The sequence below is a fragment of the Pristimantibacillus sp. PTI5 genome, assembly GCF_048572955.1.
Lineage (GTDB): Bacteria > Bacillota > Bacilli > Paenibacillales > Paenibacillaceae > Pristimantibacillus.
Map to the genome: position 1 here is coordinate 5810020 of NZ_CP183886.1, position 25021 is coordinate 5835040.

The 25021-nt window shown below is 48.3% G+C and carries 21 protein-coding genes; 20 read left to right on the forward strand and 1 reads right to left on the reverse strand.

The window, feature by feature from the left end; all coding sequences use genetic code 11:
- The first annotated feature begins 69 nt into the window (after positions 1–69).
- The 6 genes from ACN6MW_RS25635 (at position 70) to ACN6MW_RS25660 (ending at position 6315) form a co-directional block, all read left to right on the forward strand.
- Positions 70–909: a TolB family protein gene (locus tag ACN6MW_RS25635; protein ID WP_419872682.1), complete on the forward strand. Its 840-nt coding sequence runs from the start codon at positions 70–72 to the stop codon at positions 907–909.
- A gap of 256 nt (positions 910–1165) precedes the next feature.
- Positions 1166–1426, forward strand: coding sequence for a hypothetical protein (locus ACN6MW_RS25640; RefSeq protein ID WP_364141601.1), 261 nt, complete (start codon positions 1166–1168; stop codon positions 1424–1426).
- 155 nt (positions 1427–1581) lie between these two features.
- Positions 1582–1803, forward strand: coding sequence for a hypothetical protein (locus ACN6MW_RS25645; protein WP_419872683.1), 222 nt, complete (start codon positions 1582–1584; stop codon positions 1801–1803).
- 253 nt (positions 1804–2056) lie between these two features.
- Positions 2057–3841, forward strand: a complete 1785-nt coding sequence (locus tag ACN6MW_RS25650) for a sensor histidine kinase (RefSeq protein WP_419872684.1) — start codon at positions 2057–2059, stop codon at positions 3839–3841.
- The gene (locus tag ACN6MW_RS25655) at positions 3834–4925 is read left to right on the forward strand and encodes a response regulator transcription factor (protein ID WP_419872685.1); all 1092 of its coding nucleotides are present in this window, start codon (positions 3834–3836) and stop codon (positions 4923–4925) included. Before ACN6MW_RS25650 ends, ACN6MW_RS25655 begins: the two co-directional genes overlap by 8 nt.
- Positions 4926–5043: 118 nt before the next feature.
- Complete coding sequence (locus ACN6MW_RS25660) at positions 5044–6315, forward strand: ABC transporter substrate-binding protein (protein WP_419872686.1); 1272 nt, start codon at positions 5044–5046, stop codon at positions 6313–6315.
- Positions 6316–6406: 91 nt separating this feature from the next.
- Here ACN6MW_RS25660 and ACN6MW_RS25665 read toward each other — a convergent pair whose 3' ends face one another.
- Positions 6407–7912, reverse strand: a complete 1506-nt coding sequence (locus ACN6MW_RS25665) for an alpha-N-arabinofuranosidase (protein ID WP_419872687.1) — start codon at positions 7910–7912, stop codon at positions 6407–6409.
- Between the two features lie 157 nt (positions 7913–8069).
- Between ACN6MW_RS25665 and ACN6MW_RS25670 the strand changes: the two genes are divergently transcribed.
- The 14 genes from ACN6MW_RS25670 (at position 8070) to ACN6MW_RS25735 (ending at position 24980) form a co-directional block, all read left to right on the forward strand.
- On the forward strand, positions 8070–8999 hold the full coding sequence (locus ACN6MW_RS25670) for an ArsR/SmtB family transcription factor (RefSeq protein ID WP_419872688.1): 930 nt from the start codon (positions 8070–8072) through the stop codon (positions 8997–8999).
- Positions 9000–9022: 23 nt separating this feature from the next.
- A complete protein-coding gene (locus tag ACN6MW_RS25675) occupies positions 9023–10600 on the forward strand; it encodes a response regulator transcription factor (protein ID WP_419872689.1) in 1578 nt (525 codons plus the stop codon).
- 3 nt (positions 10601–10603) lie between these two features.
- The gene (locus ACN6MW_RS25680; RefSeq protein WP_419872690.1) at positions 10604–12379 is read left to right on the forward strand and encodes a sensor histidine kinase; all 1776 of its coding nucleotides are present in this window, start codon (positions 10604–10606) and stop codon (positions 12377–12379) included.
- A gap of 175 nt (positions 12380–12554) precedes the next feature.
- The gene (locus ACN6MW_RS25685; protein ID WP_419872691.1) at positions 12555–13856 is read left to right on the forward strand and encodes an ABC transporter substrate-binding protein; all 1302 of its coding nucleotides are present in this window, start codon (positions 12555–12557) and stop codon (positions 13854–13856) included.
- A gap of 186 nt (positions 13857–14042) precedes the next feature.
- Complete coding sequence (locus ACN6MW_RS25690) at positions 14043–14882, forward strand: carbohydrate ABC transporter permease (RefSeq protein WP_419876448.1); 840 nt, start codon at positions 14043–14045, stop codon at positions 14880–14882.
- Positions 14875–15699, forward strand: a complete 825-nt coding sequence (locus ACN6MW_RS25695) for a carbohydrate ABC transporter permease (RefSeq protein ID WP_364141574.1) — start codon at positions 14875–14877, stop codon at positions 15697–15699. Before ACN6MW_RS25690 ends, ACN6MW_RS25695 begins: the two co-directional genes overlap by 8 nt.
- Positions 15700–15774: 75 nt before the next feature.
- Complete coding sequence (locus tag ACN6MW_RS25700) at positions 15775–18807, forward strand: glycoside hydrolase family 2 TIM barrel-domain containing protein (protein WP_419872692.1); 3033 nt, start codon at positions 15775–15777, stop codon at positions 18805–18807.
- Positions 18808–18993: 186 nt separating this feature from the next.
- Positions 18994–19296 (forward strand): Dabb family protein, encoded by a 303-nt coding sequence (locus ACN6MW_RS25705; RefSeq protein ID WP_419872693.1) that lies wholly within the window; start codon positions 18994–18996, stop codon positions 19294–19296.
- Positions 19297–19346: 50 nt separating this feature from the next.
- Positions 19347–19796 carry a nickel-responsive transcriptional regulator NikR gene (gene nikR, locus ACN6MW_RS25710; protein ID WP_364141566.1) on the forward strand — a complete coding sequence of 150 codons (450 nt, stop codon included), beginning with the start codon at positions 19347–19349 and terminating at the stop codon, positions 19794–19796.
- A gap of 163 nt (positions 19797–19959) precedes the next feature.
- Complete coding sequence (locus tag ACN6MW_RS25715; RefSeq protein ID WP_419872694.1) at positions 19960–21549, forward strand: ABC transporter substrate-binding protein; 1590 nt, start codon at positions 19960–19962, stop codon at positions 21547–21549.
- Between the two features lie 21 nt (positions 21550–21570).
- On the forward strand, positions 21571–22566 hold the full coding sequence (locus ACN6MW_RS25720) for an ABC transporter permease (RefSeq protein WP_419872695.1): 996 nt from the start codon (positions 21571–21573) through the stop codon (positions 22564–22566).
- Complete coding sequence (locus ACN6MW_RS25725; RefSeq protein ID WP_419872696.1) at positions 22563–23423, forward strand: ABC transporter permease; 861 nt, start codon at positions 22563–22565, stop codon at positions 23421–23423. The genes ACN6MW_RS25720 and ACN6MW_RS25725 overlap by 4 nt, the downstream gene beginning before the upstream one ends.
- Before the next feature lie 47 nt (positions 23424–23470).
- Positions 23471–24394 carry an oligopeptide/dipeptide ABC transporter ATP-binding protein gene (locus tag ACN6MW_RS25730; protein WP_419872697.1) on the forward strand — a complete coding sequence of 308 codons (924 nt, stop codon included), beginning with the start codon at positions 23471–23473 and terminating at the stop codon, positions 24392–24394.
- A complete protein-coding gene (locus tag ACN6MW_RS25735) occupies positions 24384–24980 on the forward strand; it encodes an ABC transporter ATP-binding protein (RefSeq protein ID WP_419872698.1) in 597 nt (198 codons plus the stop codon). Before ACN6MW_RS25730 ends, ACN6MW_RS25735 begins: the two co-directional genes overlap by 11 nt.
- Positions 24981–25021: the final 41 nt, after the last annotated feature.

Here is a 25021-nt window from a genome sequence, read left to right on the forward strand (position 1 = left end):
AACATTTTTGGCAAGTTGTATGACGAGCATAATGTACACTTGTTCATACGATGAAAGGGTGGTATGGAAATGGGATTCGTAAGCCTTTTGGAAACGGTAGATGTAAATACAGGAGAACGTACGGTCTTGGCCGAATTCGATTATTTAATTGAAGCGCCGAATTGGACGAAAGACAATAACTATCTGATTTATAACAGCAAAGGCCTTATTTATAAATTTGACCTCGCAACCCGCGAAAGCATCCCAATTGAAACGGGATACGTCAACCAAAACAACAATGACCATGTGCTTTCACCTGACAATAAACGATTGGCGGTCAGTCATCATACCAAGGAGGATGGCCAATCACGCATTTACGTGCTTTCGCTTACCGGCGGTCAACCGGTCCTGGTTACCCCGATGGCTCCTAGCTATTTGCATGGCTGGTCGCCTGACGGCGCCGTACTCGCCTACTGCGCAGCGAGAAATGGCGAGTACAACATTTATACCATTCCTGCAGGCGGCGGGATGGAGACACAGCTCACGGATGCTCCAGGCCTTGATGATGGACCCGAATACTCGCCAGACGGCCGCCATATTTGGTTTAATTCGACGAGAACGGGCTTGATGCAAATATGGCGGATGAATCCGGATGGCAGCGACCAGAAACAAATCACGTCTGATGAAAGCAATAATTGGTTTCCGCATGTGTCGCCGGATGGGAATTCCATCGCTTATCTGGCCTACCGCAAGGGGGATGTGGCTCCGAACGACCATCCTGCAAACAAAAATGTTGAGATTCGCATTATGGGAAGCGATGGAGGCCCATCGCGTACCTTGGTTAAGCTGTTTGGCGGGCAAGGGACCATCAATGTAAACTCTTGGTCGCCTGACAGCCGCTGTTTGGCCTTTGTCAGCTATCAATTGTAGGGGCTAGGCTTATGTCGAAAGGTGTTGCTACAAACGGACGAAATACGACAAAAAAAGTGTTTTATGCTGTTGCATAATCGCAGCTTTTGACTATATATCGGAAATCACAAGGATACTGTATCTTTTCACGCGTAGGTGAAGGAACGGGATTTTTGTTGATAAAAAAATTTTATTCGACTTCGTACTTCGACAGAGTTTTATTATCCGCGGAGATATACTTAACTGGTACTATTTCATTGACAGCGGAGGGTTGCTCATGATTAATTCAAATTTTAAAAAAAGAATTGTATGGTTCATTAACAGCGAAATCGAGCGCGTGCTAATCAACCTAAAGACTGGGGCAGTTAACAAAGAAAATGCCTTAGGCAGCTTTAGTACCCTTTATCAGATCGCTTCGTCGACGAAAGATGCTGATTCGATGATTAATATCTGCGAAATCATTGAGAAGGTTAGGGAATCTAATCATCGAACGGGGTTATTTCATTTTACGGAATACCGCCAGGAATCTTTTTATTGACTCATTTTTATTTTCATAGGCGATTTCAGAGAAAAGAGACCGGGCAGGGTCTTTTTTTTTTCTGAAAAATTTCTCATAGTGATTGTGATTCAGAATCTCCTCATTGGTTAAGTATAGTTAAGCAATTCAACAACCAGTCGAGAGGAGCACCACAAATGAATAAAACGAAAAAGAATAGCAGCCTCACTAAACTGATTTTCATTGCTTTGATGAGCGTTACCGTCGTCTTCACCGCATCTGCATGCAATAATGACAACAACGTGGATAATGCAAATGGTAACGTGATCATAGAAGACGATAACAATGCTTCAGGCAATACAACCGCTCCGGAGGCCACTGCCGAACCAGAGGCTACCGATGAGGTCAGCACTCCTTAACAAAATACCGATAATAGAAAAAGGCTTCTGTCTAGCAGCGCATAACTTATGTTATGCACGGCAAGACAGAGGTTTTTTTGCGTTTTTCCATAGCTGTTTCTAAATTACTAGAAAACACGCCGGTTAAGAAAGGCAGAATCAATAAAATACAATGCGAAACGTTAATTTAATGCAATGAAAAGGTGTGCTAATTTGGTACACTTGAACTAGTAGGTCGTCACGCGTAGGACTTCACAGGAAGAGGGAGAGCGAAATGAAACGGACCAGTATACGATACAGGCTCATGGTTTTAATGATTTGTTTGACGACGCTGCCCGTATTGACGGTCACGTGGATAGCTATGAATAATACGCGAAGCTCGGTCGAAAAAGAAATCATCGATGCCAACCGCTCCCGTATGATGTCTGCCGATCAATATTTGGATGAGCTGATCCGGCAAATGAATGTTTTATTTTATTCGCTTCAAGTCAATCAGCCGTTGATCGAGGGTTTAAACGCAATCGATATCCAAAGCGGAAGCGGACAGTTTCGGACGCAGAAATATATTCAAGAAACGTTAACGAATGCTTTTTATGCAAATTCAAAAAAAATAGATGAGCTGGCATTGTATACGCATCGAAGCCAAAAGGTTTATTCGGTCAATTATGCGAGCAGCGGCTTAATCTATTCGCTAGATATAACGAAAGGGAACTGGAGCCGCATGCTGCAAACCCCAATTACGTTGTATTTCAAGGAATCCGGGAACGGGATTTACGCCTTCCACAGCATGAACCGGTTTGCTGACCAGCAATTGCTCGGCGGGTTATCCATCCGCATGAACAAGGAAGTGTGGAAGGAGGTCAGCACGATATTAACTTCGGAAGATGACAGCTCTTTTTTCTTAATCAATGATGAGGGGGAGCAGCTGGCTGCCTCGCCTACGGAGCAAAGCTTTCACGCTATACCCGGTATCCAAAGCTTGAAACATAACGGTTTGATAAACAAAGAATTGGAAATCAAGAAAACCGACAGCCACTTTATATTTATCAAACGGGTGGATGACGGCGAGCTTACTCTGATTAAAGCTTTACCGATCACGACGATTACTGAGAGCGCTAACAATACGGTTAGAGCAGGCATTATGACAGGTTTGCTGTTTGCGCTAGCCTCCATTTTATTGTCCATTATGGTGTCACTCCGAATTACCAGGCCGATTGTCAGCTTAGCGAGAACGATGCGAATGACGCCCGTCCAGCAATTTGAGCTTACTTCGGTACGCAGCCAGGATGAGATCGGGCTGTTGGAGCGAGGATATAATTCCATGATGCAGCGGATGAAGGAGCTGGTAGAGAACGAATACCAGAAGGAGATCGAGGTAAAGAACGCGCAGCTGATGGCGCTGCAAGCGCAAATTAATCCTCATTTTTTAAATAATACTTTGAATTTAATAGGCGGCATGGCATTGGTGAAGGGCGCGCCGGAAATTTATAAAATAACGAAGGTTATCGGCGATCTGCTGCGTTATTCGATAAGCTCCGGGCATGACGCAGCTGCCTTGGAAGAAGAGCTAAAGCATATTCGCAATTATTTATTTATACAAGAGCAGCGTTTCGCGGGACGCTGCACGGTTACCATCGATTACGACGGCGCGGATCACGCTCTTCAGCTTCCGAGGTTTACGCTGCAGCCATTGGTTGAAAATGCTTTTGAGCACGGGCTGCAGGCGAAGGAAGGCAGCTGGCAGGTCCGGATCCGGTTAAAGGCAATCCGAAAGCATATGGTTATCCTGATTGAGGATAACGGAATGGGTATGGATCAAGCGCGGCTGAAGCAGCTGCGGTCAGAACTAAATGAAGGATTAGCCATAAAGCATGATCGTCCGGATGAGGAAAAAGATATGCCGAGAATGCGTAAAGGAATTGGCCTGAAAAACGTGAATGCAAGACTGAAATTGCATTTTGGCGAGCGCGCTGCAATGCGAATATACAGCAAGCTAGGAAGAGGAACCATATTTGCGCTGAAGCTGCCATTGTCAATGAAGGAGGAACATCATGCATAACGTGCTTATTATTGATGACGAGCCATGGGCAAGAGAGGTAATAAAATCTTTAGGTGAATGGGAGCAGCTGCAGCTTGCGATCGCCGGCGAGGCAGAGGATGGCAAATCGGGGCTTCGATTCATTCAGGAGCATGCACCTCATATCGTCGTTACGGATATGCGCATGCCCGGCGTGGATGGCGTCGAGCTGTTAAAACAAATCAATGAACAATTTCCTCTCCTTAAAATTATTGTCATGAGCGGCTATGACGACTTTATGTATTTAAAACAGGCTATAAAGTCGCGCGCAGTGGAATATTTGTTGAAACCCGTAGATCCGGTAGAGCTTAATGACGCTTTACGGAAATGTGTGGAGGAGCTGAACGCTTTGCAGAAATCGGAGGAAGGTCCGCATCGGATATTGCCGCTGCTATTTTCAAGCGTACCTCAAACGGATCGATATTTAGCGTTAAAGCAGCGTGCGCTCGCCGCTTTATTTGAGCTAAACAAACCATCAGTCCTGCATACGCTGGGCAAGATAGAAGCTTTAGTGGCAGAAGCTTTTCCCGAGGGCTTAAAGGCGGAGCAGCTTGAACGGCTGGAATTAGATTTTAAAGCTACACTCGAGCAGTACCTGGCCGATTATGAATCTTTGGGAAGCGGCAGCCTAGCAATGCTTCAAGAAGAGCAAGGCCGCCTCAGCGTCAGCCTCACGGAGACAATCGGCAGAATCGGACGAATGTACAGCGAAGCGATCGATAGGATGGAGGCTCTCCAAAAAACAAAAGGAAATTTGGTTATCGCAGAGGTGAAGGGTTATCTGGATAAGCATTATTTAGAGCCGATCGCGCTTGAGAGCGTAGCCCATCAATTTTATGTCAGCAAGGAGCATCTAAGCCGAAGCTTTAAAGCAGCCGTAGGGGAGAATCTGACGGAATATATCATTCGCAAACGGATGGAGAAGGCAAGAGAAATGCTGCTTATGCCGCATGTCTCGATTAAAGAGGCAGCGCGGCTAACCGGCTATACCGAGCTTCCTTACTTCCATCGCGTGTTCAAAAAACATTTTGGCGTCACGCCTGGCGAGATGCAGAGCGGAAAATAACAACGGTGCACGATCAATATTATGCAATATATAAGCCGATAATCATCTGTAATGCTTGCAGCTTCCTGCCTAACTATACTTAAGAGGCAGCCAACCAAACAAACATGGGAGATTCAAAATGAAGAAAACGCTTTCGTTAGGTCTCGCAAGCCTCATGCTTATTCTGTCGTTGTCCGCTTGCGGTTCGAACAACACGTGGAGCAGCAGCGAAGAGACAAAAACGCAAAAGGTTGAATTGAAGGTGCAAATCGGGTCGCCAAGATTTAAGGAGCAGTTCGAGAAATATTTCGAGCAGTTCAAAGCGAAAGAGCTCGCCGAGAAAAATATTGCCGTAACCATTGATCTGGAAATGCCAAACCCCGATCAAGCGAAACAGGTGCTACAGGCAAGGCTTGCGTCAAACGATGCGCCAGATATCTTTGACGTTCATGCCAATGATTTGAGTGCGTATGATAAAGCCGGATATTTAGAGGATCTTACAAGCCAGCCGGCTGCTGAAACCCTTTACGACACGGTTAAATATACGGTCATGAATGACGGACGGATCATTGCGCTGCCGCTTGAGAGCTTGGCATGGGGTTATCTTTACAACAAAAAGATATTCAGAGAACTAGGCCTAACGCCGCCGCAAACGCTTGATGAAATGAAAGAGGTTGTAGAAAAATTGAATAAAGCGGACACGAAGCCGTTCCTGCTAGCCTTTCAAGAATCATGGGTTCCGCAGCTTATGACTGCTTTGACTTTAGGCGGGATCGTATCCTCGGAGCATCCGGATTGGATCGGGAAAATGAATAAAGGCGAAGCGTCCTACGCCGATGTAAAGGATATTTTTAATATCATTGATCTCATCACGGAAAATGGTACCGCAAAACCGTTCGAGGTCGGAAATGAAGCGGGTTCTGCCGATTTTGCAGCCGGCAAGGCAGCAATGTGGGTGCAGGGGCCTTGGAACGCGGAAACGATCCTAAAAGTAAATCCGGAAATGGAATTTGGCGTTGCGCCGCTGCCGGTAAGCAATAATGCGGCAGGCACGATGATCAATCTATCGACCTCTACAACGTTAGCCGTATCGAAAAAAAGCAAAAACAAAGAAGTAGCGCTGGATTTGCTCAACTATTTCTATGATGAGAAGGATTCCTCCGCGTTATTCCAGGAGCTTAAATTTAATCCGGTGTCTACCGTGCATCAGTATGAAGTGTTCCCGTGGGTGAATGAAGCATCCGAATACGTGGCGCTTGGCAAAGCCTATCAGGATTTGAAGCTGCCAAACGGCGTGACAGATGAACAGGCCAAATTGCTTCAAAGCTACTACGCCAAAGAGGTTACGAAGGAGCAGTTTATTAGCAGTTTGGATAAGGCATGGGCCACGGCAATCAAAAGCACGCATTAATCCAGTTCGATCAGCGGTCATGCTGAAAAACCGCCGGAGCACACGCTCCGGCGGTTTTTGATTTAGGTTTCAAGTAAGAAAAGGTACCGCATTATTTCACTTGCAGCCTGATTACATTCCAAGACGCTTTGCCCAGCACGGATGTTACCGCACCATTGCCGGCTTTTGCATTTCCACGGTTGTGAGGCACAACTTGTCGGGGATTTGCTTTCGTGTTGCTTGCCTTTAAATCGTCATTTTCCAGAACGATATGCTCGATCACGCTAACGTTCCCGAAGCTGCGAACGTCAACATTTAGCTCCATGCCGTCTGTTAAATGGCGGTTGACAGCGAAGATCGTCACTTCGTTTTTCTCTTCATTGAATACGCTGATCGCTTCCAAATACGGAACATCCGTGAAATCCTTCGAATCGTATTTAGGCGAAGTCGTAATCGGCTGCAGCACCGTGCCTCTGCCGTAAATCGAAGCGTGCATATAAGGATAGTAGGTTGTTTGCAGCCAGAGCGGTCCGCCGTTTTCTGTCATAATCGGAGCAATGACATTGATTAATTGAGCTATGCAAGCCATTTTCACACGGTCAGCATGCTTTAGTAACGTGATGATGAAGCATCCGACAGCCAGCGCATCCTCATGCGTATACACATCCTCGAATTCCGGAGGAGCTACCTGCCACAACTCCTCAGCCCGGCTGGAACCGATGGAATTCCAAACATTCCATTCATCGAGGGACAGCATAAGTTTCTTTTTGCTCTTCTTTTTAGCTTTGATATAATCGCAAATAGCCGTCACATCGTAGATGAACTGATCCATATCGAGCGACTTCGCAAGGAAATTGGACGAATCATTTTCATTATTATTGTAGTAGGTATGCAGCGATAAGAAATCGACCTGATCATAAGTGAGATCAAGTACCGTAGCCTCCCAATCGGCAAAGGTGCTCATTCCGCTTGATGAGCTGCCGCATGCGACGAGCTCAATGGATGGGTCGACCCAGCGCATCGCTTTGGCTGTTTCGTTCGCAAGTCTTCCGTATTCCACAGCGGTTTTTGCGCCGATTTGCCAAGGGCCGTCCATCTCATTGCCAAGGCACCACGTTTTAAACTTATGAGGCTCTTTATAGCCATGAGCGATTCTTAAATCGCTGTAATACGAGCCGGAAGGATGATTGCAATATTCAACGAGGTTTCTTGCCGCATCAATCCCGCGAGTACCGAGATTGACCGCCATCATAACCTCCGAGCCGACAAGCTTCGCCCAATCGGCGAATTCATTCGTGCCCACTTCATTGGTTTCCGTCGTCCACCATGCGAGATCGAGCAAACGTTTCCTCTCCGATTTAGGGCCGACGCCGTCCTCCCAGTTATAACCGGAAACAAAATTGCCTCCCGGATAACGGATGATCGGAACATTCAAGGAACGGATCGCTTCCAGCGCATCTTGGCGAAAGCCGTTTCCATCGGCGGTAGGATGGCCAGGCTCATAGATCCCGCCGTAAACCGCTCTTCCCAAATGCTCGATAAAGGAACCATAGAGTCTTGGATCTACCTCGGAGACGGAAAAGTTTTTATCGATTAACATGGTTGATTGAATAGTCATAAAAAAACAACCTCCTAGTTGAATTAATTAATAAACTAATTCATAATTGTTAATATTCTATATCATATTTATCATAATAACGAATTAGATTCAATATGATTCCTCTCAATTGTTTTAGGATTAACTAAATTACTAATTGTAAAGCAGGTGAGTATTCATGTATTTATCGACTGATGCAGAGTCGCTGCGCGTATACGAGGCACTGGCGAGCGAAGTTCGCTTGCAGATTATTGACTTATTAAATAAGAAAGAAATGCATATCAAAGAGCTCGCATCCGAGCTGTTTCTAAGCAGCGCAATCGTAAGCACGCATGTTAATAAGCTTCAGAAAGCGGGGCTTGTCGGCTGCAGGATGCGCAGGATCAACGGCGGGACCTATAAGTACTGCTCCTTGTCTGCAGAGTATCTCCAAATCAAGCTTTCCCGAGTTACGCCCGCCTCAAGAAAATTCAAGGAGGTTTCCGTGCCGATTGGCCATTATACGGATATCGAGGCTTCGCCTACCTGCGGACTTGCCTCTATGGAGAAAATGATCGGGCATTACGACAATCCCGCTTATTTTTTGGATCCGGAACGCGTCCATGCCGGCATCCTATGGTTTACCAGAGGATTTGTCGAATATAAAATACCTAATTATTTGTTTAAGGATCAGCGGGTAGAGGAAATTGAGATTTCGATGGAAATTGGCTCGGAGGCCCCGTATATCAATGAAAATTGGCCTTCGGATATTCAATTCGCAATCAACGGGATTGAGCTTGGCACATGGACAAGTCCCGGGGATTTTGGCCGGATGAGAGGACGGTTTTCCCCGGAATGGTGGGAAAACGATGTGAATCAATACGGTTTGATGAAGGTACTGAGAATTAATAAATTCGGTTCGTTCATTGACGGACTGCAAATATCCGATACTACGATAATGGATGTGCCTTGGGACAGCACCCAATGGACTTTTCGAATATGCGCGGAGGATACTTCGCAAGGGCGGGGCGGACTTACGCTGTACGGAAAAGGATTTGGCAATTATGATCAAGATATCGTCATTCGGAGCTATTATGAAGAGCTGGACGCAGAAAGCAGCAAGACATAGATAATGATTTAGGAGGTATAGATATGAACATTTCATGTCGCGTTCTCATCGTAGATGATGAATTGTTAGTCAGGCAGGGGATTAAGCACCTGCTGAATTGGGAGCATGAGGGCTTTCAAATTGTCGGTGAAGCCTCTAACGGAAAAGAGGCGCTTGAGCTGATCGAGCGTTTGGAGCCCCATATCGTCATTACGGATATCGTAATGCCTGTCATGGGCGGTGAGGAGCTGACCCGTGCGATAAAATCAAGGTTTCCGCAAATCGAAGTCATTATTTTGAGCAGCTTTGGCGAGTTTGATTACGTGAGGTCGACCTTCCAGAGCGGGGTAGCCGATTATATCTTAAAGCCAAAGCTTGAGGCCTTTCAGTTATTGGATATTGTGCAGCGCACAGCCCGGAAAATTCCTTCATTGAAGCTTGTGGAATCGGATGATGACGGCGGGTTGTCGATCCATGCGATGCTGGACAAGCTCCTGTCGGGGTACGAAATGGATACGCAGGATACAGCGCTTGCAGAGGCTTTTCCGTATAACCGCTATCAACTGTTCGGCGCCGATTTAAAGCAAATCCAAACCAAAGGCAGAGATCAGAGCAGCGATTCACGGTGGCTGGACCGAATGAAAGCGGAGCTTGAAGCGGATCTGCCGCATGCCGTTTATGTTCACCTGCCCACCGAACCGAATATGGTCGTTTGGCTGATTAACTTGGATCAAAGCGAGATGGCTGCTTTAGCCCATACGGCGCGCAGGTTGGCTGCTTGGACGAGGGCGCAGTTTCCGGAGATTGGCTGGACGTTAGGCGAATCATTTTCCGATTTGAGCCAGTTGGGCATGTATTATAAGGAACGTTTCCCCAAACTGAATGCTTATCGTTTCTTTCTCCCGGAATCCCAGCAGTTGATCGTTTTTGACGAGCTGCCGAAAAGCACGGACGAAGTACGGGATTTTAATATGAATCATTTTTCCGAGCTGATGAACAGGCGGCAATTTGACGAAGCGTTCGGAAAGCTCCTTGAGCATGTGAACGGTCTCGCCAGCCAATATAAGACGGATGTGTTCGAATTTAAGTCTTTTGTAGGCAATGTGATTTTCAACATTACGATTTTGCTTGGCCGGCTGGAGTCCGATATGAAGAAGCTGGAGGAATCGAAATATAAATACTTTAAGCTGATCGGAGATACGACCCATGCGAGTGAGGCGATCGCGCTGCTTAATGCTTTTATAGATGAAGCAAACGATGTGATCGGGAAGAGAGGCGCCGCAGGCAGCAATTCAAACATGACGCAGCTGCTTCATTTTATTCGCGAGCATTATGCGGAACCGCTGAGTCTCACGGAATTAGCCAAGCATTTCCATTTTAACCCGTCCTATTTATCAAGCTATTTCACCTCGCATAATAAGGAGGGCTTCAGCGAATATTTGAATAAGATCAGGGTGGAGAAAGCCGCAGAGCTGCTGCAGGACGATTCATCCTCGATTTCTGAGATCAGCGGCATGGTTGGTTATTCCGACCACAGCTATTTTACGAAGGTATTCAAGAAATTAACGGGCTTGTCGCCAAGCCATTACAGAAAACAATACACAGGTAAGAAGAGGGATTAAGCGATGAAAGGTTTTTTGGATAAGTTCAAGTATCACGGTCTGTTTATTAAAATGTTTATGGTAACGTTAGTCAGCATTATCACGGTATCGCTGCTGACCTCCCTGGTTACGATTCAAATGTCCGAGAAGCTGTTTATGAATACCTTCGGCATTACGAACTCAAAGATCATCAGCCAAATCCAAGCGAATTTTGAGTCATTTAATTATTCGGTCGTTACGGCTTCCAACAACGTTCTGCAGAACGGGGCAATAAAAGGATTTTTGACAAATCCAGAAATGGACACCTTAGCTTCGTTAAAAAGCTATTATCAAGCAAGTCAGCAGATGGATCGGATTCAATCCAACGTCGCTGCCTATCCGGTTACGATGACCATTACGGGAATCAATCGAAAAAGCCATTCAACGGACAGCTATTATTGGCCAAATTCATTGGAGAAGCTGAGAAAAAGCCTGTTGACGGTTAACACGCTCATCAGCCCTAAGCGCCTGATCTACCAGCTGGATAAAGAAAATTTAACCGGAGCTTCCAATGAGGATCCGGTCATCGTCGCTTCAAGAGCGTTAATGGAGAGGACGAGCGGCAATCAATACGGGATTCTTTATTTTGCTATAAGGGAAAGCGACTTCAAGCGATTTTATGCAAGCTTTACGAGCAGCGGCAATGACGTTGCTATTTTGGATCGCTCCGGCATGGTTGTCTCAAGCAACCGTACGGATCTGATTGGCAAAGAACAGCAGGATCTGCTGAGCTATGCGCAAGAAATCGAGAAGCAAAAACTGAAATTTAAAGAAGTCAGCGTGATGGGGAAAAACAGCCTGGTGCTGTCCGAATATTTACCCGTATATGACTTTTATTTGGTTAATTTCATTGATAAGCAAGAAGTGCTGAGCGAGATGGTCGATTTCAAGACAGTCGCGCTTATTTGCGTTGCGATCGTGCTTGCCGCTCTCATCATTGTTTTTCTAATCTCCAGGCGGTTAACGAAGTCCTTGACCCTCCTTGCGAGGCAAATGCCCCGTATTGCGGAAAATAACTTCGACAATTATATAACCGTTACGGGCAGTTACGAAATCAAGGAGCTTGGAAAAGCCTACAACTACATGCTGGATGAGTTGAACGATTATATCCGAAAGCTGATCCAGACGCAGAAGGATCAACGCAATGCTGAACTCTCCGCTTTGCAAATGCAGATCAATCCTCATTTTCTTTACAATACGCTCGCTTCCGTCAAAATCCTTGTCCAGCAGGGAAACAAGGAAAAAGCGGCTGCTACCATCAATGCGCTGATATCGCTGCTGCAAAATACGGTAAGCAATATTAGCGAGACGATCACCGTAGCCCAAGAGCTCGTCAATTTGAAAAACTACGTTTTCATAAACCATGTAAGGTATGGCGAGCAAATTGCGGTCAATTACTTTATTGCCGAGGACTGTTACGGTTACCACATTCCCAAGCTGATCATCCAGCCATTTATTGAAAATGCCTTCTTCCATGCATTCCAGGAACGAAGTGAAGGCCATATATATGTTCTTGTTTCACGCGAGGAAAATGCGCTTGTGTGCGAGGTCGTCGATGACGGCGTAGGCATGGAGGGTTATGATCATGAGAATCCTGCACACCGCTCGATCAGTTCAAGCCACTTTTTCTCGGGCATTGGGATTCGCAATGTGCATGACCGGCTCAGGCTGCTGTACGGAGACGAATTCGGTGTTGCTATCGTAAGCAATATCGGTGACGGAACAAGAGTGAAAATCAAGCTGCCTCTTCATAAAACCTAAAGAAAGTACCAATTAACAAATTAATTTCTAATTACATATTTGCGGGGGGAAAGGTAACAATAGAATGACAAATCCGCACAAATATTTTGCTAACGAGTCGATTTAATGAATTGTTATACTGATTACCGTTAGCCGGTAAATGTGCTTAGACAAAGCTTAAAGGGGTTGAATGGAATTGAAAAAACTACTCGCAGTTATGCTTGCCAGCTTCGTTTTGCTGACAGCATGCGGAAGCAATGAGAACGCTGCACCTGAAAATGGCGGTACGGCCGCTGAAGGCACGAAAGAAATTACAGTATGGGCATGGGATAAAGCTTTTAACATCGGTGCAATGGAACGTGCAAGCGAAGCTTACAAAACTAAAAATCCCGATTCCGACCTGAAGGTCAACATCGTGGAAAACGCACAAGCCGATATTATTCAAAAATTGAACGCAGGCTTGAATGCAGGAACGACAAAAAGCTTGCCAACTATCGTATTAATCGAAGATTACCGTGCGCAAAGCTTCCTGCAAGCGTACCCGGATGCTTTCTTCGAATTAACGGATTTCATTAAACCGGCTGATTTCGCGGATTACAAAATCGGTCCTACAAGCGTAGACGGCAAGCAATACGGCGTACCGTTCGATTCTGGCGTAGCCGGCTTGTACGTAAGAAACGACTATTTGACAGAAGCAGGCTATAAAATCGAAGACCTGCAAAATATCGACTGGAAAAAATTCATTGAGATCGGTAAAGCAGTGAAAGAAAAAACGGGCAAGGCATTGCTTACGCAAGATCCGAATGACCTTGGCTTGATCCGTATGATGATTCAATCGGCTGGTTCATGGTACCTGAAGGAAGACGGCACGACTCCGAACCTTGCAGGAAATGAAGCGCTTAAAGAAGCGTTTGAAACCTACAAAGAGCTTATGGGCGCTGACATCGTGAAGGTTACTTCCGATTGGAGCCAGTTTGTCGGCGGTTTCAACAGCGGTGAAGTTGCTGCGGTTCCGACTGGTAACTGGATCACGGCTTCCGTTAAGGCAGAGGCTTCTCAATCAGGCAAATGGTCAGTCGTTCCTTTCCCTAAGCTGACTAACAACCCGAATTCCGTAAATGCTTCAAACCTGGGCGGCAGCTCGTGGTATGTCATGAACGTTGACGGCAAAGAAGCAGCGGCAGAGTTTTTGAAACAAACCTTCGGCTCCGATGTCGACCTTTATCAGAAGCTCGTGACGGAGATTGGTGCGATCGGTACGTTGAAAGCTGCGGCTGCCGGCGAGGCTTACAAGCAAGCGGATGAGTTTTTTGGCGGACAAAAGGTTATTGAGGATTTCGCGAAATGGACAGAACAAATTCCTAGCGTGAACTACGGCATGCATACGTACGCCGTTGAAGATATCCTTGTTGTGGAAATGCAAAACTATTTAGGCGGCAAGGCAATTGACGATGTGCTCAGCGACGCGCAAGCGCAAGCTGAAACGCAGGTCAAATAAAACAGACCATACGGCTATGAATTAAGACCGGGGTCTTCTCTTTCTCCTGCATTGCATTTGCTTGATCCGGCTACAGGAGCTGGGGAAGACCCTTTGTTTTATTCCCGTAAAGAGAGGGGTTAGGCTAACGTGAAAGCAGCGAAGCCTGGCGTGAGAATTCGCACTAGAGCTAATTTGACGGGTTGGATGTTTATAGCACTGGCGGTTGTCATGATTGCGGCGTTTTATTTTTATCCGATGATACAGGCGCTACTCTTATCGTTTAAATCAGGTAAAGGCATGAATTTGAAATTTACCGGTATAGACAATTATGTTCGGCTTTTTAGCGATAAGACGTTTTTAACCGCAGTGAAGAACACGTTTATTTATTTGATTATTCAAGTCCCGGTCATGATCGTACTCGCTATGTTTATATCCGTATTATTAAATGACAGCAAATTGAAATTTAAAGGATTTTTCCGTACGGCCATCTTTTTGCCTGCCGTTACCTCGCTCGTAGCTTACTCTGTCATCTTTAAATATTTGTTTGCTACGGAAGGCTTAGTCAATAAGCTGTTGACGAATCTTCATTTGATCGCAACGCCAATTCAATGGATCACGGATCCGTTCTGGGCGAAAGTAACCGTTATTATCGCAATCACATGGCGCTGGACAGGCTATAACATGATATTCTACTTGTCCGCGCTTCAAAATATTGATCATTCGATCTATGAAGCAGCAAAAATCGACGGCGCCTCTTCCACGAGACAATTTTTCGGAATCACCGTGCCGCTGCTTAAGCCGATCATTTTGTTCACGTCTATTACGTCAACGATCGGTACCCTGCAGTTGTTCGATGAGGTTGTCAATATTACGAAGGGCGGACCAGGCAATGCGTCCATGTCCATCTCCCAGTATATCTATAACCTGTCCTTCAAATATTCGGCCGATTTCGGTTATGCGGCCACCGTTTCGTATTCTATCGTTATCATGATCGTCATCTTGGCGTTCATTCAGTTCAAAGCGGCAGGTGATAAAAATGGATAAGCTCAAGCGTGTTTTGGTCTATATTTTTCTGAGCGTGCTTGCTTTCGTTTCGATCTTCCCGTTCCTTTGGATGATCATCAGCGCTACGAATAAATCAGCTGACGTAACCAAAGGAAGATTGCTTCCCGGCAGCCAGCTATTTGAAAATATCAATCAGTTGTTCAGTACGGTGGACATCGTGCCGGCATTGCTAAACTCCGCAAAAATTTCAATCACGACGACGGTTCTCGCCATGGTGATTGCTTCTTTAGCGGGCTACGGCTTTGAAATTTACCGCAGCAAGGCAAAGGATGTCGTGTTTAACATCCTGCTGCTTTCCATGATGATCCCATTCGCGGCCATTATGGTACCGTTGTATCAAATGTTCGGGGGAATTTCGCAGATCATTCCGTTCATCGGTTTGGACACGTTGTCAGGGGTGGTGCTGCCGACCTTTACGACCGCTTTCCTTATTTTCTTCTTCCGTCAAAACACAAAAATGTTTCCGCGGGAGCTGCTTGAAGCCGGCAGGATTGACGGCCTGAATGAGATTAGTCTCTTCTTCCGGATCTATGTGCCAACGATGAAGACAACATACGCCGCAGCCGGCATCATCACGTTTATGTCGAGCTGGAACAACTACTTATGGCCGCTCATCGTTTTGCAATCGCCGGAGAAAAAGACGGTCCCGATGTTGATTTCCAACTTAGGATCAAGCTATTCCCCGGATTATGGTATTATTATGACGGCGATCGTCATTTCGACGATTCCGACCGCGCTCGTGTTCTTCTTAATGCAGAAGCATTTTGTAGCGGGGATGACAGGCTCAGTGAAATAGTTAAACGAAAAGTCAGGCGGCTGCGCGCTTCTTACGCGGCCCCTGGCTTTTAAATAAATTTAAGGGGAAAAAGCAATGAATAAGATGAAGCCGAGTATAAGCTGGCTCACTGACGTGAGCATATTTGCCGTGAATCGATTGCCAGCGCATTCCGATCACCGCTACTACGAGACGATAGAGGAAGCCCATGCGGAAGCGCCAATGGCAATGCGCCATCCGCTGAACGGGAGCTGGAAGTTCAGCTACGCGGTAAAACCCGCGGACCGTCCCGAACATTTTCACCAAGTCGATTATGATGTGAATGCTTGGAAAGACATTGAAGTTCCCGGACATATTCAACTGCAAGGCTATGGCAAGCCTCAATACGTAAATACGATGTACCCATGGGACGGTCATAATGACATACGCCCGCCGGCTATTCCGGAGGATCATAATCCGGTTGGCAGCTATGTGAAATTTTTCTCGGTTCCTGCCCATATGAAGGGCAAGCCTGTCAGCATTTCCTTTCAAGGGGTGGAATCGGCCTTTTATTTATGGCTGAACGGCGAATTCGTCGGATACAGCGAGGACAGCTTTACGCCTTCAGAATTTGATCTCACTCCGTTTCTGGCAGACGGTGAAAATAAACTAGCCGTAGAGGTCTATCAACGGAGCACGGGCAGTTGGCTGGAGGATCAGGATTTCTGGCGTTTTTCGGGAATTTTCCGCGATGTATATTTATATACCGTTCCAAGCATCCATGTACGCGATCTATTTGTTCACGCGGAACTGGATAATACCTATTCGCAGGGAAACCTGTGCGTGGATTTGAAGCTATCCGGAGCTCAGCCGTCCAGCATACTTATCGAGTTAAAAGATGCGGACGGACATACCGCAGCGACAGTCAAGTCGGAATCGGTTAACGGAGACCATTTGTCTATTTCTCTTGAGGCTGGCAAAGTTACGCCTTGGAGCGCAGAGAAGCCATATCTATACATGATGTATATTTCAGTATTTGATGCAATGGGTAATCTTGTCGAGGCGATCCCGCAAAGAGTCGGCTTCCGTACCTTTGAGATGAAAGATAAGGTCATGCATCTCAACGGCAAACGGATCGTTTTCAAGGGAGTCAACCGGCATGAGTTCAACAGCCGCAGAGGCCGTGCGATAACAAAGGAAGATATGCTGTGGGATATTGCAGCAATCAAACGCAACAATCTGAATGCTGTCCGCACCTCCCATTATCCGAATCAGTCGTTATGGTATGAGCTTTGCGATATTTACGGAGTTTACGTCATCGATGAAATGAACCTGGAGACGCATGGCTCATGGCAAAAGATGGGCGCTGTCGAACCGTCCTGGAATATCCCGGAAAACAAGCCGGAGTGGCAGCCTATCGTTATGGACCGGGCCATTTCCATGGTGGAACGCGATAAGAACCATCCATCGATTCTGATCTGGTCCGTCGGCAATGAAGCTTATGCCGGGGAAGTGTTGTTAAACGTATCGAACTACTTCCGCGAGACGGATCCGAGCAGGCTTGTCCATTATGAAGGCGTGTTCCATAACCGGAAATATAATGCGACCAGCGATATGGAAAGCAGGATGTATGCCAAACCTGCGGATATTGAGCAATATTTGAACGAAAATCCAGAGAAGCCTTATATCAGCTGTGAGTATATGCATGCCATGGGCAATTCGGTTGGCGGCATGCATAAGTACACGGAGCTGGAACAGAAATATGAGATGTACCAAGGCGGCTTCATTTGGGATTATATTGACCAAGTCATTGTGAAGAAGGACCGTTACGGCAAAGAGTTTCTAGCCTTCGGCGGTGATTTCGACGACCGCGCGACGGATTACAATTTCTGTACGAACGGCATCGTATTTGCGGACCGAAAGGAATCGCCCAAGATGCAGGAGGTTAAGTTCTTATACCAGAATATCAAGCTTATTCCAGACCGGCATGGCGTGAAAGTAATCAATGAAAATCTGTTCGAAGGCACGGATGCCTATGAGTTGGTGATCGCGCTGCATCTTGAAGGCCAAGAAATTTTCCGAAGCAAGCTGGCGGTTAACGTCGCGGCGCAATCGGAAGCTTATGTGCAGCTGGAGCTGCCAAGCGCAGACGAGCCGGGCGAGTATGCGCTCCATGCCTCTCTTCAATTGAAAGAGGGCACGCTCTGGGCGGATGCGGGCCATGAGACCTCCTTTGGACAATTCGTGTTTGTAACGGAACGGAAAACGGCACAATCAGAGCCAGCTGGGACGCTGAGAGTCGTTGAGGGCGATGTGAACATTGGCGTTCATGGCCGGGATTTCAGCATCATGTTCTCGAAGCAAGCGGGAACGCTTATTTCCTTGAATTACGCAGGCAGAGAGATGATTGCGATTCCGCCGGCTCCTTTATTTTGGCGCGCGACTACCGATAATGATAAAGGCTTCTCGCTCGGCTTCGATTCCGGCGCTTGGTTCGCGGCGAGCCTGACGCGCAAATGTATCGGCGTAGAGTTATCGGAACAAGCGGGAAGCGCGACGGTTACCTTCCGCTACAAGCTTAGCATTAGTGCTGACGTGCTTGTTACGGTTGCCTATAAAGTGCTTGCAGACGGCAGCCTGAACGTGAAATCGCGTTATGAAGGTGCAGAAGGACTGCCTAAGCTGCCGATCTTTGCGCTTTCTTTCAAGGTCCCGCCAGATTATTGCCATTTGGATTGGTACGCGATGGGGCCGCAGGAAAACTATATCGACCGGGCATTCGGAGCGAGGCTTGGCGTATTCCAAAATGACGCCGCCGATAATGTATCAGGCTATGTGGTTCCTCAGGAATCCGGCAACCGCACGGGGGTACGCCGCGTCAGCATCAGCAATGACTATGGCCAAGGCATTCGGATAACGGCTCCTGCAACGAAGGCTGTCGAGTGCAATATCTCGCCGTATACTGCTTTCGAGCTGGAGAGCGCTTATCACCATTATGAGCTGCCCAATATTCACTACACCGTAATAACGGTAGCAGGCAGGCAAATGGGCGTCGGCGGCGACGACAGCTGGGGTGCGCCTGTCCATGACGAGTATTTGATTCCGGCGAACCAAGAGCTGGCATTTGAATTCAATATCCACCGCTTGTAAGCCATAACGAGTAAGCAGGGTAAAATTTATCAAGAGATAATTAAATAAAGCACTGTAAAATGAAAGACCGTTCCCTATTATACTTGTGTATAATAGGGAACGGTCTTTGTCTTTGTTTATACGGACTTATGCATGTTATGATAAGGTGAATTAACGCTTTGAGAATGGAAGGGAGATTGTCGTCATATGTTTGAGCATTTGGTATCTTTTAAATTTAAAGAAAAATTGTCCGCCAGCAAAGAAAAGGAGCTGCTGGATGCGTTATATTCGCTGCCGTCGCAAATTCCGGGAATTGTTCAATTGACAGCCGGCAATAACGAAACGAGTGAAACCGGCAATATCCAAGGCTATACGCTCGGGCTTCGGGTAACGTTCACCGATAAACAGGCTTTGCTCGATTATGGCCCGCATCCCGCGCATCAGAGCTTCGTGAGCTTGCTGGACGGAATTCTTGATAATGTGATCGTTATTGATTATCCGATCGTTTAAAGGTTGTCTTCGATAACGAAATTCGAAAATGAAGCAGACAGGGTGAAAGTATGGCAGACAAGGAAGAATTGGTCCGGTTCGGAGTATCCTTCCCGGCGCCTTTAATCGATCAGTTTGACCGATATATCGATGAGCAAGGCTATACAAACCGATCCGAAGCCATTCGCGACTTGGCTAGGCGGGCCTTGCTGGAGCCGGATCGAATGAACGGACAGGAGCATGTGGCGGGAACGATCGTGCTCGTCTACGACCATCATGCTAGCGATCTTCCGGTCGTGCTGATGGAGGTACAGCATCGCTTTCACCATGACATCATCTCCAATATGCATGTCCATTTGAATCACGATCAATGCCTGGAGGTGATCGTCGTAAGAGGGCAGCTTGCGCGTCTGCGGTCGCTGCATCAGCAGATTCAAGCGCAGAAGGGCGTCATTTATGCCGAGCTTTCAGTGACCTATGCGGACAAGCATGATCATGGCAAAGAGCATACGCATGATTGATCGTTGGGGAATGGACAATCGATAACCCGAGGCTGTGAGCACAAAAAAGTGCTTACGGCCTTTTTTGACTTTCGAGCTTGAAAATAGGGTGAAATCGCAAGTGTATCGTGTTACAATATCACATAACCGTGTTACGAAACATAACGCAAACAGGAGGATTGAAATGAGAAGATTTTATTCCATTGCTGCATTTGCGCTCGCAGTGCTCCTGCTTGCAGCAGGCTGCAGCACGGCAAAACCGGCAGAGAGCTCCCCGCCAACGGATGAACTTGTCGTTGCCATCGGCGCGGAGCCGGAAACGGGCTTTGACCCCACAAAGGGCTGGGGCCGGTACGGTTCGCCGCTTTTCCAGAGCACGCTGCTGAAGCGAGATGACCAGTTAAATATCGTAAATGATCTTGCGACAAGCTACGAGGTTAGCGAGGATGGCAAGACCTGGACGGTAAAGCTTCGCAATGATGTCGCCTTCTCGGACGGAGAACCGCTAACTTCCGAGGATGTTAAATTTACCTTCGACACGGCCGCCGGCAACGGAGCGGCCATTGATTTGAAGAACTTGGCAAGCGTTGAGGCTGGACAAGATGAAGTGGTTTTCCGGCTCAAGAAGCCCCAATCCACATTTGTATATTTTCTGATCACAACAGGTATCGTTCCTAAGCATGCATACAGCAGCACTTATGCGGAAAACCCGATCGGCTCCGGCCCGTTCACGTTCGTGCAATGGGATCGCGGACAGCAGCTGATCGTAGAAGCGAACGTAAAGTATTACGGCGCAAAGCCTGCTATCCGTAAGCTGACCTTTCTATTCTTAAATGAAGATGCGGCTTTTGCGGCAGCCAAGGCGGGCAGCGTCGATGTGGCCTACATTCCTTCCGCGTTTAGTCATCAAGAGGTGGCGGGGATGCGGCTCGAAGCGGTCAAGTCGGTCGATAACCGGGGAATCGCCTTTCCATATGTGAAGGCTGGCGGCAAAACGGATAAGGGCTATGCGATCGGGAACGACGTTACGGCCGATCGGGCGATCCGTGTAGCGGTCAACACCGTCATTGACCGTCAGCAGCTGGTCGAGGGCATTTTGGAAGGGTACGGGTCTCCAGCTTTCACGGCGAATGACGGTCTTCCCTGGTGGAACGAGAACACCGTGATCAAGGACAACGATGCGGAGGCAGCACGGCAAATATTAGCCGATGGCGGCTGGGTAGACAGCGATAAGGACGGCATTTTTGAGAAAGGAACGCTTAAAGCGGAGTTTACGCTGCTTTATCCTTCCGGAGACGTCACCCGTCAATCACTCGCATTGGCGGCCGCCGATATGGTAAAAAAAGCCGGCATTCAAATTAACGTCGAAGGCAAGAGCTGGGATGAGATAGAAAAGCAGATGCATGCTAACGCGGTCCTGTTAGGATGGGGCAGCCATGATCCGCTGGAAATGTTCAATCTTTACAGCAGCGCATTTGGCGGCGTCGATTATTACAATACCGGCTTTTACAGCAATTCGAGCGTAGATAAGCAATTTGAGCAAGCGCTTGATGCCCGTACCGAAGAAGAAGCTTTGTCCTTTTGGAAAAAAGCGCAATGGGACGGCCAAACAGGGCTGAGCGTGCAGGGCGACGCGCCATGGGCATGGCTTGTTAATATCGATCATCTTTATTTGGTAAAGGATGGGCTCGACATCGGCAAGCAGCGCATTCAGCCTCATGGACACGGATGGCCGGTTACGGACAATATCGAAAGCTGGAGCTGGATACAGTAGAGAGCGGGAAGAGGTTCAGGCATGATTCAAAGCATTGCAGTTTTTATAGGCAAAAAAATGATACGTCTGTTTCTTTTGCTGGCCTCGGTCAGCATCATTACCTTTGCGCTTGTCGCCATGTCGCCCATCGATCCCGTCCAATCCTATATCGGTGCGGATGTGATGCGTGTCGGCGCTGAGCAGCGGGAAGCGATAGCCGCATATTGGGGGCTTGATCGGCCGTTTGCCGAACGATTCTTAAAGTGGGGCGCTGCTTTGCTCCAAGGAGATATGGGAACTTCGATGATTTACCGGGAGGCCGTAACCAAGGTAATCGCGGAGCGATTCATCCATTCGGCCTTGCTGATGGCGTTCGCTTGGATGCTGTCGGGCGTCTTAGGTTTCGCAGCCGGGGTAGTCTCGGCATTAAAAAGAGACACTTGGTTCGATCGGATGATCACCGGTTTTTGTTATACGCTTGCCTCGACACCGGCCTTTTGGATCGGGCTGCTGCTCATGATGATTTTTGCGGTATGGCTGGGGTGGCTGCCTGTCGGGCTGGGTGTGCCGGCGGGGATGCCCGCAGGGAGCGTCACGGCAGGGGACTATATCCGTCATATGATTTTGCCCGGGATCACGCTGAGCGTAGTCGGGATTGCGCCTATCGCTTTGCATACGCGGCAGAAGTTGATCGATGTAATGGATAGCGACTATATCTTGTTTGCCAGGGCGAGAGGCGAGAGAGGCGCAGGCTTGTTTTTTAGACACAGCCTGCGCAATATTGCGCTGCCTGCGATCACGCTGCAATTCGCTTCATTCGGTGAACTGTTCGGTGGAGCGGTGCTCGCCGAGCAGGTATTCTCGTATCCCGGGCTTGGGCAAGCAACAGTAGAATCCGGACTGCGAGGCGATGTGCCGCTGCTTATGGGACTCGTTCTGTGCAGTACGTTGTTTGTTTTTACTGGAAATGCCCTAGCAGATTACTTTTACCGCATGGTGGATCCGAGGCTGCGGCTGGGGAAGGAGATGCGTAGATGAATCAACAAGCCTCCATTCAAAAAAAGAACAAGCGGCAGCGCTTCAACGAACGGCAGCGGACGCTTGCATCCGCGGCTGCTGCGGCAGCCCTGCTTGCAAGCATTGGAATCGGCAGTTGGCTGCTTGGCGCATCGGGGCTCTCCGTTCAGCTGGCAAGCCGTAACCTGCCGCCATCTTTTGCCCACCTGTTCGGCACGGACTGGCTGGGCAGGGATATGCTCTCCCGAACCGTAAAAGGGCTTGCCTTAAGCATTCAGGTTGGGTTGCTCGGTGCGGCATGCAGTGTCGCAATCGCTGCCATCATGGGGCTTATGGCAGCAACGCTTGGCCGGACCGCGGATCGAATGATCACTTGGCTGATTGATGTGTTCTTAAGCGTTCCCCATCTCGTCATGCTTATTCTTATCGCATTTGTTTGCGGAGGCGGACTGAAGGGAGTTGCGATTGGCATTATGCTCACCCACTGGCCAGGCCTTGCCCGCATCATCCGCGCAGAGGCGCTGCAGCTGATGTCCGCGGAATATGTACTCGTTGCCCGAAAGCTCGGAAGCTCCCGCTATGCCGTTGCGACGCGGCATTTGGCTCCGCATTTGCTGCCGCAATTGCTTGTGGGATTCCTGATTCTTTTTCCGCATGCCGTGCTGCATGAAGCGGCCGTAACGTTCCTTGGCCTAGGCATGTCCCCGCATCAGCCGGCCATTGGCATCATTCTTTCTGAATCGATGCGTTATTTATCGAGCGGCATGTGGTGGCTTGCCGTATTCCCGGGAATAGGACTGCTGCTCACGGTTAGAGCGTTCGATACGCTGGGCAATCATCTCCGGAAGCTGGTTGATCCCCGCAATACCCATCTTTGAGTGCTATGCATTCCGCTTGTCATATCAAATAGAAAGGAGGGAAGCCCGTGCCCTTGTTAGAGGTAAATAAACTATCGATTTCGTTCATGCAATACACGAAGGGAAGCCGGCAGGATAAGGTCAACGTTATCGAAGAGCTCGACTTTGCGGTAAACGAAGGAGAAATCGTTGCGCTCGTCGGAGCAAGCGGGTCGGGAAAAAGCCTGCTCGCCCATGCGATCATGGGCATTCTCCCCAAAAATGCCGTTATGTCCGGCAGCATCTCCTATGGCGGGGAGCCGCTCGACGAAGCTAGGCTGAGAGGCTATCGAGGCCGTGAAATCGCCTTTGTTCCGCAATCCGTCAGTTATTTGAATCCGCTCATGCGGGTAGGCAAGCTGCTGCGGACGAAGGAGGATGGAATGGAACAGCATAGGGAACGCAAAAGCTTATTCGAGCGTTTTCGTTTGGGTAAGCATGTAGACCGGCTGTTTCCCTTCCAGCTCTCGGGAGGCATGGCCCGCAAGGTGCTTGTATCGACGGCTGCGCTTGGCCGTTCGCGGCTCATTATTGCGGATGAGCCGACTCCGGGCATGCATCCGGGCGATGTCGAAGAAGCGCTGAAGCAATTCAAGCTGCTGGCCGAAGGAGGCTGCGCCGTTCTGCTGATTACGCATGATATTGAAGCAGCTGTTCGAATCGCGGATAAGGTTGCCGTTTTTTATGCGGGAACGTCAGTCGAACTTGCTCCAGCCAGTGATTTTAATGGAAGCGGCGAGCGGCTGAGGCATCCGTACAGCCAAGCGTTATGGCGCGCGCTGCCCCAAAACGGTTTTGTTCCGCTAGCGGGATCGCAGCCGGCAAGAAGCTTAGCTCAAGCAGGCTGTCACTTTGTTGACCGCTGTCCTTCCGCCGAGGAGCAATGCGGCACGATTCGGCCGGAGCCTCGATCCATTCGAGGCGGGATCGTGAGGTGCCTGCATGCGACTTGAAGGCAGGAATCTTAGCTGGCGATACGAAGGTGGCCCCTGGCTGTTTACGGATTTCAATCTCTCGCTGCAGCCGGGAGAAACCGTTGGGCTGACCGGTCCGAGCGGAAGCGGGAAAACATCGCTGGGCCGGCTGCTGGCAGGTTATGCGAAGCCAATCACGGGCGAGGTAACCGTAGCGGGCCGAAGCAAGCAAAATAGCGGCTATGATCCGGTTCAAATGATATTCCAGCATCCGGAGCGCGCGGTCAACCCAAGATGGCGATTGGCTAAAACGGTGGCGGAAGGCTGGTCTCCGGACGTTTCGCTGCTTGAAGCGCTCGGGATCAGAGCAGATTTTCTGCAGCGCTATCCGAACGAATTGTCGGGCGGGGAGCTGCAGCGCTGCTGCATCGCCAGAGCCCTCGGGCCGGGTACCAAATTTCTGATCGCGGATGAAATGACGACGATGCTGGATGCGATTACGCAGGCTCAAATCTGGCATACCGTGCTCGATATCGCAGCGGCCAGGCAAATCGGTTTGCTGGTCATTAGCCATGATCATGCGCTTGTGAACAAAATATGCGATCGGACGGTGTCATTCGGATAAATGCCCCGTATCATTTTGCATAAAGGCCAAACACGCCGGAT